The sequence below is a fragment of the Mycolicibacterium grossiae genome (genome assembly GCF_008329645.1).
Classification (GTDB): domain Bacteria; phylum Actinomycetota; class Actinomycetes; order Mycobacteriales; family Mycobacteriaceae; genus Mycobacterium; species Mycobacterium grossiae.
Window position 1 is genome coordinate 4,614,334 of record NZ_CP043474.1, and the last position, 14,139, is coordinate 4,628,472.

Sequence of the window (14,139 nt, forward strand, 5' to 3'; positions counted from 1 at the left end):
GCGGGCGTCCCGCGGTGGTTGCTCCCCGACGCGCCGGGACCCACCGATACGCTGTCCGGGTCATGATGAAGCGGCGGACGCCCGGCGGGGCCAAGGGGTGGCCGAGGTGGTGGCCCGTCGCCGCGTGGCGGTCGTTCCAGCTGATCACCGTCGTCGCGGTGGTCTGGGCCGGCTGGCGGCTCCTGGGCCACACCCCGTACCGGATCGACATCGACGTGTACCGGATGGGCGGCCGCGCGTGGCTGGACGGCCACCCGCTCTACAGCGACGGCACCATCTTCCACACCCTCGCGGGCCTCGACCTGCCGTTCACCTACCCGCCGTTGGCGGCCGTCGTGTTCGCGCCGTTCGCGTGGCTGCCGCTGCCCGTGGCGAGCGCGCTGATCACGTCCGTGACGTTGGTGCTGCTGGTCGTCTCGACGTGGATCGTGCTGACCCGGCTGCGGCTGTGGGACGGCCCCAGCGCCGTGGGCGCCCCGGCGTGGCAGCGGCGGGCCTGGCTCGCCGCGGCGATCGTCGCGCCGGCCGTGGTGCACCTCGAGCCGATCCGCGCCAACTTCGAGTTTGGCCAGATCAACGTCGTGCTGATGACGCTGGTGATCGCCGACCTGGTCCCGCGTCGCACCCCGTGGCCGCGCGGCCTGCTGCTCGGCATCGGCGTCGCGCTCAAGCTGACCCCCGCGGTGTTCGTCCTCTACCTGCTGCTGCGCCGCGACGTCCGCGCGATCGTCGTGACCGCCGCATCGACGATCGGCGCGACGCTCGTCGGGTTCGCCCTGGCCTGGCGTGACTCGTTCCAGTACTGGACGCACACGGTGCACGACACCGACCGGATCGGCACGGCCACGCTCAACACCAACCAGAACATCGCCGGCACGCTCGCCCGCCTCGGCATCGGCGACGACCTGCGCTTCGGCCTGTGGGTCGCCGCGTGCTTCGCGGTGCTCGCGGTGACGGCGTGGGCCGCGCACCGCGTCCTGCGCGGCGACCGCGCCGCCGGCCTGCCGCCGTGCGACGAGGCCCCCGTGCTCGCGCTGATCTGCGTGGCCATGTTCGGCCTCGTGGTCTCACCGGTGTCCTGGTCGCACCACTGGGTGTGGGTACTGCCGACCCTGCTGGTCATCGTCGTGCTCGCCTACCGCTACCGCGACGCGGCCCTCGGCGTCGTCGGCGCCGTCGGGCTCGGCCTGATGGTCTGGACGCCGATCACGCTGATGGTGCCGCACGAGGAGACCGCCGCACCGCTGTGGCGTCAGCTGGCGGGCGGGTCCTACCCGTGGTGGGCGCTCGCGGTCATCGTCGTCGCGGGAGCCGTCGGCGCCCGTCTCGCGCGGCGCGCGGCAGCGGGCCCGGGGAGCGACCGCACCGCTGCGGGGACCTCGCCGGTCACCGCCTCCAACTGAAGCGGACGTCCAACTGATTCGGGCCGTCAGCCGGCCGCCGCGGCCGGGATGCGCCGGGCGGGCTGTCCGGACTCCTCGGCGTTCTTCACGTCGGCGGCGTACAGGTCGACGTACTCCTGGCCCGAGAGCTGCATCAGCTCGTAGACGATCTCGTCGATGACGGCGCGCTCGATGAAGCGGTTGCCCTCCAGGCCCTCAAAGCGGGAGAAGTCCATCGGCTTGCCGAAGCGCACCTCGACGCGGCCGAAGCGCCACATCTTGCTGCCCGGCGGGTTGACGACGTCGGTGCCGACCATGGCGACCGGGATCACCGGGACACCGGTCTTCAGCGCCAGCCGGGCCAGCCCGGTCTTGCCCTTGTACAGCCGGCCGTCGGGGCTGCGGGTGCCCTCGGGATACATGCCGAGCAGCTTGCCCTGGCTCAGGATGCGTTCGGCGGTGTGCAGCGCGGCCTGCGCGGAATCGGCGTCGGTGCGGTCGATCGGCACCTGCCCGGCCACTGTGTAGAACCAGCGCTGGAACCAGCCCTTGAGCCCGGTGCCGGTGAAGTACTCGCTCTTGGCCAGGAACGTGATGCGCCGCTTGACCACCAGCGGCAGGTAGAAGCTGTCGGCGACCGCCAGGTGGTTGCTGGCGAGGATCACCGCACCGTTGTCCGGAACGTGTTCGAGCCCTTGCACTTTGGGACGGCCGAGCAGCGACAGCAACGGTCCCATGAAGACGTACTTGAACAGCCAATACCACATAGGACCTCCCGCGGTGGGCGCCCGGACGGTGCCCTGCGACAACCTTACCCACGGGCCGAGAGCCCGACCACAGGACCGCGGTACGGGCGGCCCCCGTCACCGGAGGGCTACTCGTCGATCGTGACGTCGATGCGCTGGTAGCGCCCGGGCGCCGGGCGGGGCCGGTCCTCCCCGGGAGGTGCGGGGGGCCCGGAGTCCGGCGTCGGCTCCGCAGTTGGCGCCGAAGGGGTTGCCTGCTGGCTGGATTGGTCGAGCTGGTCGATCGCGGCCCGCACCACGGCCAGCAACGACACGCTGTGCTCGGCCACCACCGTGAGCAGCGGGTGCGACTCACCGCCGATGAACGCCGCAAGCGCGCACACCGGGCACCACACCTGCTGGCACGGCCCGGCCGCGCCGCCGGTCGCGCGCGCCGCGGCGAGGCGCACCGCGGGGTCGAGCCGGTCGAGGATCGTCTGAGCCAGTGCCCGAAGCTCCGGGCCCAGGTCGGAGTGCACGCCACTCACGTCGGCCACACCTCCGGATCGGGTCGGAACCGCACGGTCAGCTCGGTGCCACGCAGCTGTGCGCCGGTGACGGTGCACCGCCGCAGGACGGACGCCAGCCGGACGCGGCGCCGCATCCCGCCCGCACCGATGATCAGATCGTCGTCGACCCGGCCCAGCGTCAGCGCCGCCGGATCGACCTGCGGCAACTCTAGCCGGAGCCGGTAGACGGCCTCCAGGCCGGTTCCGGACTCGCGGTCCACGACCGGGGCCAGCGGCGCCGGTGGCGGTGCGCCGTCGCGCCGGCGGGCGGCGTCGAGCAGCTCGCCGAGCGCCTTCGGCCCGATCGGTTCGCCGGCCACGTGCGGCACCAGCACCTGTTTCACGTCGCCGATCGTGGCGTCGAGGTGCGCGAGCACCGACCGCTGCTCGGCGATGCGCTCGGTGTACCAGTCGAAGGCGGGATGGTCGGGCAGGTTGGCGTACTCGTACGAATCGTCCTCGATGAGAACCTGATTGACGAGCAGCTCGTCGACCGTCACGCCCATCAGCGCGAGCGCGCCGAGCGTGCGGGCGGCCTCGGCGGCGACGACGCGCTCGGGCGTCAGCACCAGCCGGGCGGTCACCCGGTCGCCGTCGGCCAGCAGGGCGCTCAGCCGTTCGGTGCCCGCGCTGATCCGCTCGAGCAATTCGACGATCCCCGCCGAGCGGGCGTCGCCGGCGGCCAGCGAGAGCCGGCGATGCCGCGGCCACGCACGCTCGAGGTAGAGCGCGAAGGTGGCGGGCAGGGTGAGCATGCGCATCGCGTCGGCGGTCGAGGCGCAGTCCACCACCACGTGGTCCCAGGCGCCCGAGTCGGCCAGCTCCCCCACCTCGTGCAGGCCCAGCACCTCCTGGATGCCGGGCAGCGCCGAGAGTTCCTCCGGCGCAACGTCTCCGAGATCGGATTCGACGAAGCGCGCGGACAGCACGCCGGCGACGTCGCGCCACCGCTCCTCGAGCAGCGCCAAGGTGTCCAGGGCGAGCGCGTCGAGGAATCCCCCGGCGTCCGGGCTGCCGGTGTCGAGGTCGGCGAGGATCCGGGTGGGCTCGCGCCGGCCGGTCGGCGTCACCTCGACGCCGAGCACGTCTCCGGTCGAGTGCGCCTGGTCGGTCGAGACGATCAGCACCCGCGCGCCGTTGCGGGCGTCGCGGACGGCGCTGGCCGTGGCCAGCGTCGACTTGCCCACCCCGCCCTTGCCGACGAAGAGGCTGACCCTGGTGCCTACGTCACTCAGCCTCGACTCGCTTCTTCAGGTCCTTCAGCGCGGTGTCGGTCAACCGGCGCTCCGCCTTGCGCTTGAGCAGGCCGATCATCGGGATCACCAGGTCCACGGAGAGTTCGTAGGTGACGTCGGTGCCCGACCCCTTCGGCGTCAGGCGGTAGGCGCCGTCGAGTGCCTTGAGCAGCGAACTCGAGACCAGCGACCAGGTGACCGACATCCGGTCCGCCGGCCAGGAGTACTCCAGCACCATCGCGTCCTTGAGCACGGCCGCGTCGAGTACCAGCCGCGCGGTGCGCGGGTACCCGTCGTCGTCGACCTCGAGGACCTCGGTCTCCTTGTACTCGGCCACCCAGTCCGGGTAGGAACCGATGTCGGCGATCACGTCCATCACGGTGCCGGGCGCAGCGTCGATGTGGATCGTCTGCGCAGTCTTGTCCGCCACGTGTTCCCTTCCCTGGCTGCTCGACCGCCGTGGTCACCGGGCGTGGGCGCCAGCGTCCACGAGCTACCCGGTGCCTCCCGGAGAAACATACCCGCATCGACCGGGGCCGCTGGTCAGCCGGTCGGGGCCCTCAGGCCAGGCGGGACACCCCGACGGGGCGGGCCGCCTCGAGGCGCCGCTTGCACTCGAAGGACATCTCCTTGCCCGCGACCCGGCGCCGGTGGTTGAGCGCGGGCAGGTCCATCTTGGCGAGCTGCCAGGCGGCGACTCCGGCCGGTTCGGCGTGCAGGAAGTAGTGCAGGACGACGCCGTCCATCACCGGCTCGAGCCACACCTCCATGGTTCCGGTCAGCGCGCCGGTGACCGTCCACCGTTGCCCGGCCGGGCCGCGGTCCTCGACGACGGTCAGCCGCAGATCCGGCCACCAGCGCCGCCAGTTGGCGGGATCGGCGACCATCGCGCCGACGTCCGCGGGGTCGGCGCACACGAATGTCTCGTCCGCGATCTGGAAGCTGTTCATCGCGTCTCAGCTTCACACACCGGCCCGTCCCGGGGGCAGCCGGACCGGCGACCTGCGGCGCGGCGACTAGGCTGACGCTCGGTCGCCGTCCGACTCGAAAGGCCCCACCGTGCGCGAGTTCACCGTTCCCGCCTCCTTCACCGTCGAGGAGTACGACAACGTCGTCGGCGTCGTCTTCGACCACGAGCGCGACGATCCGCACCACGTGATCGCGCAGCGCCAGGTCGACGGGGCGTGGACCGACGTGACGTGCGCCGAGGTGGCCGCTCAGGTGCGGGCCACCGCCCTCGGCCTGATCGCCCAGGGCGTCGGGGCCGGCGACCGGGTCGCCATCCTGTCCGCCACGCGCTACGAGTGGCCGATCATCGACTTCGCGATCCTGTCGGTCGGCGCGGTGACCGTGCCGATCTACGAGACCTCCTCGGCCGAGCAGATCCGCTTCGTGCTGTCCGACTCGGGCGCCGTCGCGGCGTTCGCCGAGACCGACGCGCACGCCGGCACCATCGCGCAGCTGCGCGACGAGCTGCCGGAGCTGCGGGAGGTGTACTGCATCGACGGCGCCGACGGCACGGCACTGGACCGGCTGGCCGCGGCCGGCGCGGGCACCGACGCGGCGGCGCTGACCGAGCGCCTCGCGGGCATCCGGTCGGCCGACCCCGCGACGTTGATCTACACCTCCGGCACCACCGGCCGCCCCAAGGGCTGCCAGCTCACCCACTCGAACCTGCTGCACGAGATCCGCGGCGCCAAGGCGTGCTTCCCCACCCAGCTGGCCAAGGGCGAGAAGCTGCTGGTGTTCCTGCCGCTCGCGCACGTGCTGGCGCGCGCGATCACCGTTGCGGCCTTCACCAACCGGGTGACGCTCGGTTTCACCAACGACATCAAGAACCTGGTGCCCACGCTGGCCGTCTTCACCCCGACGCTGGTGGTGTCGGTGCCGCGCGTGTTCGAGAAGGTCTACAACACCGCCGAGCAGAACGCCCGCAACGACGGCAAGGGTGCGATCTTCGGCGTGGCGGCCAACACGGCCATCGAATACTCTCAGGCGCTCGACGCGGGTGGCCCGGGCCTGCTGCTCAAGCTGAAGCACGCGGTGTTCGACAAGCTGGTCTACGGCAAGCTGCGCGCTGCGCTGGGCGGCAGCTGCCGCTCGGCCATCTCGGGCGGCGCGCCGCTCGGCGCGCGACTCGGCCACTTCTACCGCGGCGTCGGGCTGTCCATCTACGAGGGCTACGGCCTGACCGAGACCAGTGCGGCGATCACGGTGAACCGCGTGGACGACCTGAAGGTCGGTTCGGTCGGAAAGCTGGTGCCCGGCAACAGCATGCGCATCGACGACGACGGCGAGCTGCTCGTCAAGGGCGGCGTGGTGTTCAGCGGCTACTGGCACAACGACGAGGAGACGGCCGCCGTCTTCACCGACGGGTGGTTCCACACCGGTGATCTCGGCGCCATCGACGACGACGGCTTCCTCACCATCGTCGGCCGCAAGAAGGAGATCATCGTGACGGCGGGCGGCAAGAACGTCGCACCGGCACTGCTCGAGGACCGCCTGCGCGCCCACCCGCTGATCAGCCAGGCCATGTGCGTCGGCGACCAGCAGCCGTTCATCGCGGCGCTCATCACCATCGACCCGGAGGCCTTCCCGGCGTGGAAGGCGCGCAACGGCAAGGACGCCGGCGCCTCGGTGGGCGACCTCGCCGACGACCCCGACCTGACGGCCGAGGTGGACCTCGCGGTCAAGGAGGCCAATCAGGCGGTGTCCAAGGCCGAGGCGATCCGCAAGTTCCGCATCCTGGGAGTCGACTTCACCGAGGACACCGGGGAACTCACCCCGACGCTCAAGGTCAAGCGCAAGGTGGTCGCCGAGAAGTTCGCCGGCGACATCGACGCGTTGTACGCGAAGTAGGGTGCGCCGCTAGTCGGTGAGCAATTCGGAGAGCCGGCGCGCCCTCGCGCTCCACTGCCAGTGGTCGATGGCCCAGCGGCGTCCCGCGGTGCCCAGCTCGGCGGCGCGGTTGGGGTCGGCCAGCAGGTCACCCACGGCAGCGGCCACCGCGCCGACGTCGCCACCGTCGACCACCAGGCCGGTCTCGCCGTCGCGCACCGTCTCCGGCGCCCCGCCGGAGCGGCCCGCCACCACCGGCACGCCGGACGCCGACGCCTCGAGGTAGACGATGCCCAGGCCCTCCACGTCCAGGCCCGCTCCGCGGGTGCGGCACGGCATTGCGAAGACGTCGGCCATCGCGTGGTGGGCGGGGAGTTCCTCGGCGGGCACCCCGTCGGTGAACACCACGTGGTCGGTGACGCCGAACTCGGCGGCGAGGTCGTGCAGCGTCGCGCGGTACGGGCCGCCGCCCACGATCACCAGCGCCGCGTCGGCGACGCGGTCGCGGATGGCGGGCAGGGCGCGGATCAGCACGTCCTGGCCCTTGCGTGGCACCAGCCGGGACACGCACACCACGACGGGCCGCGTGCCCAGCCCGTAGCGGGCCCGCATCTCGGCGCGCGCCACCGAGTCGGGCGCGAAGCGGTCGGTGTCGACACCCGACGGCAGATGCTCCAGGGCGGCGCGCGGTCCGAATGCCGAGGCGAAGCGGGACCGGGTGTAGTGGCTGACGAAGGTCACGACGTCGGCGTCGTCGCCGATGCGGCGCAGGGCGCTGCGCGCGACCGGCAGCATGGACCAGCCCACCTCGTGTCCGTGCGTGGACGCGAGGATGCGGCGGGCGCCGGCACGGCGGGCCAGCGGCGACAGCAGCGCGAGCGGTGCGGCCGCGCCGAACCAGACGGTGTCGACGTCGTGGCGGGCGACCAGCTCGCGCATGCGCCGCGCCACCGTCGGCTCGGGCAGCATCAGCGTGGTCGGGTGGCGGATCACCTCGTAGCCGGACGCCGCTGCCACGCGGTCGTGGTCCTCGGCGCCCTTCCACGACGGCGCGTACACCGTCAGGGCGACGTCGCCGGACGCGACCAGGTGGTCGACGAGGTTCTCCAGGTAGGACTGGATGCCGCCACGGCGCGGCGGGAAGTCGTTGGTCACCAGCAGCACCCGGGACATCGACGTCACGGTAGTCGAGTCGGATCGGTGCAGTCAGGTCAGCAGGTCAGCCGGTCAGCCACTGCCGCCACCCGACGAGCAGCCCGGACATCGTCATCCCGAGTTCGGCGCGCACGGCGCTGGCGACGTCGGTGTGGCCGGGGGCGCACGCCGCGAGGTAGAGACGGCGCAGGGCGTCGGGGCCGCGCGTCTCGGCGACGTACCGGGCGAACCACCACGCGCGGTCGTAGGACGCCGACCGCACGGTGCCCTCGGTCGCGAGGTCGGCATCGGTGGGGACCCGGGCCAGTTCGGCGGCGATGGCGGGCCCCGGCCGGGCGGTGGGCGGGCGGCCGACGTAGTCGGCGACGCCCTCGGTGAGCCACTGCGGCGCGTCGGCGGCGGTGCGGTCGCGCGCGGCGTAGTGAAAGAGTTCGTGACGCACCAGGATTCGCAGCGACGCCGGGCTGACGTGCGCCGCGCCGGGCGCGAAGACGATCCGCTCGGGAGTCGTCAACGCGGCGATGTCGGGGCTGACGTCGCGGCCTCCCCCGGCCAGCAGGGCCACCTGCATCGCCGAACCGGTGGCGACGATCGTGATGTCGCGCCGCCAGTCGTCACCCCAGAACGCGGTCACCGCCGCGGCGGCGCCGTCCAGTTCGGCGCGGATGCGGTTCGCCAACTCGACGGTGTCCGGGCCGCCCATCGGGATGACGTCGGCGACGCGGCCGTCGCGCAGCGTCGTGTGCGCGGACGCCTCGACCGGCGCGACGACGCGGGGCGGCGGCGCGGGCTGACCGCGGGTGAGCAGCACCAGGCCCACGGCCAGCTCGACGGCGAGGAGCAGACCGAGGACGCGACGCTCAGTAGCGGCGGACGTTGTGGATCGGCGCATTGTTCACCGGGGCGACCGCCACCGGTGAGCCGTAGGTGGATGCGTGCACCATCATCCCGTCACCGATGTAGATGCCGACGTGCGACGCGTCGGAGTAGTAGGTGACGAGGTCGCCGGGCTGCATCTGGTCCATCGACACCGGCTGCCCGCCGCGGGCCAGCGCCTGGCTGGAGTGCGGCAGGTTGACGCCGGCCTGGCCGAACGCCCACATCACCAGACCGGAGCAGTCGAACGCGTTGGGCCCGGAGGCGCCCCAGGAGTACGGCGAGCCGATGCGGGTCAGCGCGGCCTGGACGGCGGTGACGCCCTCGGCGGCGGGGGCGCCCGGCACGACCGCGGCCTCGGGCGGCGCGACGTTCGGCCCGGGAGCGGCGGCGAGGACCTCCGGTCCGCCGTCACCCGGAGGGACGGCACCGGGCGGCGGGGCGGGTGCCGGCGCGGGCGGCAGGGCCGCGAGCGTCTCGCGCTGCGCCGGGGTGAGCCGGTTGTACTGCGACTTGACGACCGCGATCTGCACCTGCAGCTTGCTCTGCTTGGACTGCAGGTCGGCGCGGACCGCGGCGGCCTGCTCGGCGGCGGTCTTGGCATCCGAGGCGGACTTCGCGGATTCGGCCTCGGTCTTCGTGGCCTCGGCGCTCACGCGCTGGAAGTTCTGCATCTGCACCGACATCTCGGTGGCCATCACGCGCTGCACCGCGAGCTGATCGATGAGACCCTGGGGGGAGGCGGCGGTGAGCATCGCGTCGAGGCCGTCGGTGCGCCCGCCCATGTACTGCGCGGCAGCAACCTTGTTCACAGCAGACTGGAAGGTTGCCAGCTGCGCCTTCGCCGTATCCGCCGCCGAGGCGTCCGCGGCGTGTTGCGCGTCGGCCACCTGCTGCGCGGCGACCTTGTCGGCGAGATCCAGCTGGGCGGTGTGCATGGCCTCGGTGGTCTGCTCCGCCTCGCGAGACAGCTCGTTCAGCTTCGCCAGGGCGTCGTCGGCCGGGTCGGCCTGCACCCCCGACGCCCAAATCCCTGACAGGAGCGTCAATCCCGCTATCGCACCTGCGACGGGTCGACGAATCTCACGTGTGCGCCGGTGCGTGCGGTCGAACCTCAAGGTGATTGCGTCCTTCAACTGCCGTAGCGTGCCGCGTCGAACTGCTTCAGGTCTCGAATAGGTTACGAAACGGCTTCGGGCTTGTCCAACGGAAGTCGCAAATTTATCAGGCGCGCGGGAATTTTTTCGCTACACGCCGGGTTGCGCGTCGTCAGGCAACGCCCGATTGGCCGTGACGGTGAATCGGCACCAGCCGCAGCCGGGGTGCGAGACCCACGTCAGCCAGCACCTCGAGAGCCCGCTGTTCGTCGGGCCGAAGCGTCTCCGGAACTCCCAGCAAAACACTGACCACGCAGTCGTCACAACCCGGGCCCCGCACGGCGCAGTCGTCGCAGTCGATCACCACGCTGCCCGTGTCGCGGCCGGACGTCTCGTCCCTTGCCATGGCGGCACTCCCTTCGTTCGAGTCATCCGCACGCTAACGAGGCCCACCGACAAGCCGCGCCGCCGGCGAACCCGGGCGGGTGGCGGGCAGGCGGGTCGCGGCGTGGGAATCACACCGATGTCGGTCCCGCGGCCTACGGTCACCGTCATGGGTCGCCCCCGCCCCGACGAGTCCGCCCAGTTGGCGCTCGACGACCTCGACGCCGACGCCGGCCTGCCGTCCCTGCGGGACGTCACGTTCGTCGTCGTCGACCTCGAGACCACCGGAGGGCGCAACTCCGAGAGCGCGCCGGGCCGCGGCGACCACGACCAGATCACCGAGATCGGCGCGGTCAAGGTGCGCGGCGGTGAGGTGATCGGCGAACTCGCGACGCTCGTCGACCCGGGACGGTCCATCCCGCCCCAGATCGTCGCGCTCACCGGCATCACCACCGCCATGGTGTGCGACGCGCCGCGCATCGAGTCCGTGCTGCCGTCGTTCCTCGAATTCTCGCGTGGCGCAGTGCTCGTCGCGCACAACGCGGGCTTCGACATCGGGTTCCTCCGCGCCGCCGCGCAGCGCTGCGACCTCGTCTGGCCCAAGCCCCCGGTGCTGTGCACGGTCAAGTTGGCCCGCCGCGTGCTTACCCGCGACGAGGCGCCGAGCGTCAAGCTCTCCGCGCTGGCCCGGTTGTTCGACGCGAGCACCACGCCGACCCACCGCGCCCTCGACGACGCGCGCGCCACCGTCGACGTGCTGCACGCGCTCATCGAGCGCGTCGGCAACCAGGGCGTGCACACCCTCGCCGAACTGCGCTCCTACCTGCCCGACGTCACCCCCGCACAGCGCAGCAAGCGGCACCTCGCCGCCGGCCTGCCGCAGGCGCCCGGGGTGTACCAGTTCCGCGGTCCGTCGGACGAGGTGCTGTACGTCGGCACGGCGGTCGACCTGCGCCGCCGGGTCCGGCAGTACTTCAACGGCGCCGACCCGCGCACCCGGATGAAGGAGATGGTGGCCCTGGCCACCCGCGTCGAGCACGTCGAGTGTGCGCACGACCTGGAGGCGGGCGTCCGTGAGCTGCGCCTGCTCGCGGCGCACGCGCCGCCCTACAACCGGCGGTCGAAGTTCCCGCACCGCTGGTGGTGGGTGACGCTGACCGACGAGCCGTTCCCGCGGTTCTCCGTCGTCCGCGCACCCACCCACGACCTGGTGATCGGCCCGTTCCGGGTGCGCGCGGACGCGGCGGAGACCGCCGAGGTGCTTGCACGGTTTACCGGCGTGCGCAGCTGCGGCAAGCGGCTGGCCCGCTCGGCCCGGCACGGGCCCGCCTGTCCGGAGCGCGAGCTGTCGCCGTGCCCGGCGGCCCGCGACGTCTCGGCCGAGCAGTACGCGCCGACGGCCGCCGGCGCCCACCGGCTCATCGCCGGCGTCGAGCACGGCGCGCTCCGGACCGCCCTGGCCCACGTCGAGGACCTCGCGGCGCGGGGACGCTACGAGACCGCGGCGCGGCTGCGCGATCACGTAGCGACCGCGATCGAGGCGCTGTGGCGCGGTCAGCGGCTGCGCGCCCTGGCGGCCGTCGACGAGCTGGTGGCCGCGCGCTCGGACGGAGCGGGCGGCTGGCACCTGGTGGTCGTCCGGCGGGGGCAGCTCGGCGCCGCGGGGACGGCGCGCCGCGGCGTCCCGCCCATGCCGGTCGTGGACGCCATCTGCGCGGCCGCGCAGACCATCCTGACCGCTCCCGCACCGCTGGGCGGTGCCCTGGTCGAGGAGACGGCGCTCATCGCGCGGTGGCTCGTCGGGCCGGGCGTCCGGATCGTGCGCGTGGAGTCGTCCTCGGGCGACGGCTGGGCCAGCCCGGTGGGCGCGGCCGGTGCGCTCGCCCCGTGGGCCGCACTCGCGCGGTCGGCGCGTGCCGCCGACCGGCGCTACGCCGAGGACCCGTTCGACGACCGCTACGGCGTCACGCCGGTCCCACGACCACGGAACCCCGAACGCGTTGTCGGAGCGCCGATGTCGCTGCGTCCGTCCGGCTGAGCCTCAGAAGTTCTAGCCCTCAGAGCTTCTGAGTGAACCGCACCCACTTGGCGAGCAGCTGTTCGGCCGCGCCGGAGTCGATCGCCTCGGCGGCGCGGCGGAGACCCGACTCCCACGCCGGCACCCACTTGGCGTCGCTGGACAGCCCGGCATGAGCGACCATCGCGCCCGCGGCGTTCAGCACCACCGCGTCGCGGACCGGACCCGTGGCGCCGCCGAACACCTCGCGCACCGACTTCGCGTTGGCCTCGGCGTCCCCGCCGGTCAACTCCTCGAGCTGGGCGCGCTGGAAGCCGAACGCCGCCGGGTCGAACGTCAGACGCTCCACGGTGCCCGCCTGCACGCGCCAGATGGTGCTGGTCGTCGTCGTAGTGAGTTCGTCCAGACCGTCGTCGCCGTGCACGACCAGCACGCTGGAGCCGCGCTGGGCGAAGACGCCGGCCATCACCTCGGCGAGGTCGCCCCACGCGCAGCCGATCAGACCGGCGCGCGGCGCCGCCGGGTTGGCCAGCGGACCCAGCAGGTTGAACACCGTCGGCACCCCGATCTCGCGGCGCACCACCGACGCGTGCCGGTAGGACGGGTGGAACTGCGGGGCGAAGGCGAACCCGATGCCGACCTCGGCGACGCAGCGGGCCACCTCGTCGGGCCCCAGGTCGATCTTCGCGCCGAGCGCCTCGAGGGTGTCGGCGCCGCCCGACAGCGACGACGCGGCGCGGTTCCCGTGCTTGATCACCGGCACGCCGCAGGAGGCAACCACGAGGGCGGCCATCGTCGACAGGTTGACGGTGTTGGCGCCGTCGCCGCCGGTTCCCACCACGTCCACGGTCTCGCGGCCGATCGCGTCGGTCGGGACCTTGCGGGCGTGCCGCAGCATGATGTCGGCGAGTTCGGCGACCTCCGCCGAGGTCGGCCGCTTCATCTTCATCGACACCGCGAATCCGGCGATCTGGGCAGGCGTCGCCGCACCCGTCATGATCTGGTCCATCGCCCACGCGGCCTGCCCGGTGAGCAGCGTCTGACCGGTCGTCAGACGGCCGAGGATCTTGGGCCAGGTGAGCGAATCGTCGGATGTCACGCCGGTGAGCCTATCGGCTGGCCGATGAGCCCCGATGACGCCCGCGGGGGCGGTGGAGACACGAATATGACGAATCGGGCGACCCGGGTGGAGTTCGACAACTACAAAGCGTCATACTTGCGGATGTGACGAGCGCTGTAGGGACTTCGGGAACCGCGATCACGTCGCGAGTTCATTCGCTGAACCGGCCGAACATGGTCAGTGTGGGCACCATCGTGTGGCTGTCCAGCGAGCTGATGTTCTTTGCCGGGCTGTTCGCGATGTACTTCACCGCCCGGGCGCAGGCCGGTGGCGATTGGCCCCCGGCCCCCACCGAGCTGAACCTGGCGCTGGCCGTCCCCGTGACGCTGGTCCTCATCGCCTCGTCGTTCACCTGCCAGATGGGCGTGTTCGCCGCCGAACGCGGCGACGTCTACGGCCTGCGCCGGTGGTACCTGCTGACCTTCTTCATGGGGCTGTTCTTCGTGCTCGGTCAGGGCTACGAGTACTACCACCTCGTCGGCGAGGGCACCACGATCCCGGGCAGCGCCTACGGCACTGTCTTCTACCTGGCCACCGGCTTCCACGGCCTGCACGTCATCGGCGGTCTCGTCGCCTTCCTGATGCTGCTCGCGCGTACCCGGATGAGCAAGTTCACCCCGGCGCAGGCCACCGCGGCGATCGTCGTGTCCTACTACTGGCACTTCGTCGACATCGTGTGGATCGCCCTGTTCGCCGTCATCTACTTCGTCCGATGAGGATCAGGCTGTTGAGAAGGGGTTC

Annotated in this window: 14 protein-coding genes; 4 read left to right on the forward strand and 10 right to left on the reverse strand. The window is 72.1% G+C overall.

Features of this window, described 5'->3' with window-relative positions; translation table 11 throughout:
* Positions 1-62: 62 nt before the first annotated feature.
* Positions 63-1,403, forward strand: coding sequence for a glycosyltransferase 87 family protein (locus FZ046_RS22175; protein ID WP_070355725.1), 1,341 nt, complete (start codon positions 63-65; stop codon positions 1,401-1,403).
* Positions 1,404-1,429: 26 nt separating this feature from the next.
* Here the strand turns inward: FZ046_RS22175 and FZ046_RS22180 are convergent, their stop codons facing one another.
* From FZ046_RS22180 to FZ046_RS22200, 5 genes are all read right to left on the reverse strand, one after another.
* The gene (locus tag FZ046_RS22180; protein ID WP_070355726.1) at positions 1,430-2,149 is read right to left on the reverse strand and encodes a lysophospholipid acyltransferase family protein; all 720 of its coding nucleotides are present in this window, start codon (positions 2,147-2,149) and stop codon (positions 1,430-1,432) included.
* A gap of 107 nt (positions 2,150-2,256) precedes the next feature.
* Positions 2,257-2,655, reverse strand: a complete 399-nt coding sequence (locus tag FZ046_RS22185; RefSeq protein WP_070355735.1) for a hypothetical protein — start codon at positions 2,653-2,655, stop codon at positions 2,257-2,259.
* The gene (locus tag FZ046_RS22190; RefSeq protein ID WP_070355727.1) at positions 2,652-3,911 is read right to left on the reverse strand and encodes an ArsA family ATPase; all 1,260 of its coding nucleotides are present in this window, start codon (positions 3,909-3,911) and stop codon (positions 2,652-2,654) included. Before FZ046_RS22190 ends, FZ046_RS22185 begins: the two co-directional genes overlap by 4 nt.
* Positions 3,904-4,341 (reverse strand): SRPBCC family protein, encoded by a 438-nt coding sequence (locus FZ046_RS22195; protein ID WP_070355728.1) that lies wholly within the window; start codon positions 4,339-4,341, stop codon positions 3,904-3,906. Before FZ046_RS22195 ends, FZ046_RS22190 begins: the two co-directional genes overlap by 8 nt.
* A gap of 130 nt (positions 4,342-4,471) precedes the next feature.
* Positions 4,472-4,861, reverse strand: coding sequence for a polyketide cyclase / dehydrase and lipid transport (locus FZ046_RS22200; RefSeq protein WP_070355729.1), 390 nt, complete (start codon positions 4,859-4,861; stop codon positions 4,472-4,474).
* 109 nt (positions 4,862-4,970) lie between these two features.
* Here FZ046_RS22200 and FZ046_RS22205 point away from each other — a divergent pair, with 109 nt between their 5' ends.
* Positions 4,971-6,770 carry an AMP-dependent synthetase/ligase gene (locus FZ046_RS22205; RefSeq protein WP_070355730.1) on the forward strand — a complete coding sequence of 600 codons (1,800 nt, stop codon included), beginning with the start codon at positions 4,971-4,973 and terminating at the stop codon, positions 6,768-6,770.
* A 9-nt stretch (positions 6,771-6,779) separates the two neighbouring features.
* Here the strand turns inward: FZ046_RS22205 and FZ046_RS22210 are convergent, their stop codons facing one another.
* The 4 genes from FZ046_RS22210 to FZ046_RS28030 form a co-directional block, all read right to left on the reverse strand.
* Complete coding sequence (locus FZ046_RS22210; RefSeq protein ID WP_070355736.1) at positions 6,780-7,922, reverse strand: glycosyltransferase family 4 protein; 1,143 nt, start codon at positions 7,920-7,922, stop codon at positions 6,780-6,782.
* 46 nt (positions 7,923-7,968) lie between these two features.
* Entirely contained in the window at positions 7,969-8,796 is an 828-nt protein-coding gene (locus FZ046_RS22215; protein ID WP_070355731.1) for a peptidase, read from the reverse strand.
* A complete protein-coding gene (gene ripC, locus FZ046_RS22220; RefSeq protein ID WP_070355737.1) occupies positions 8,765-9,898 on the reverse strand; it encodes a peptidoglycan hydrolase RipC in 1,134 nt (377 codons plus the stop codon). The genes FZ046_RS22215 and ripC overlap by 32 nt, the downstream gene beginning before the upstream one ends.
* Before the next feature lie 151 nt (positions 9,899-10,049).
* Positions 10,050-10,283, reverse strand: a complete 234-nt coding sequence (locus tag FZ046_RS28030; protein ID WP_070355732.1) for a hypothetical protein — start codon at positions 10,281-10,283, stop codon at positions 10,050-10,052.
* Positions 10,284-10,430: 147 nt separating this feature from the next.
* Here FZ046_RS28030 and FZ046_RS22230 point away from each other — a divergent pair, with 147 nt between their 5' ends.
* Complete coding sequence (locus tag FZ046_RS22230) at positions 10,431-12,299, forward strand: DEDD exonuclease domain-containing protein (RefSeq protein ID WP_407664428.1); 1,869 nt, start codon at positions 10,431-10,433, stop codon at positions 12,297-12,299.
* Positions 12,300-12,318: 19 nt separating this feature from the next.
* Here FZ046_RS22230 and trpD read toward each other — a convergent pair whose 3' ends face one another.
* A complete protein-coding gene (trpD, locus tag FZ046_RS22235) occupies positions 12,319-13,377 on the reverse strand; it encodes an anthranilate phosphoribosyltransferase (RefSeq protein ID WP_328514427.1) in 1,059 nt (352 codons plus the stop codon).
* Positions 13,378-13,502: 125 nt separating this feature from the next.
* Between trpD and ctaE the strand changes: the two genes are divergently transcribed.
* Entirely contained in the window at positions 13,503-14,114 is a 612-nt protein-coding gene (ctaE, locus tag FZ046_RS22240; protein ID WP_083298586.1) for an aa3-type cytochrome oxidase subunit III, read from the forward strand.
* Positions 14,115-14,139: the final 25 nt, after the last annotated feature.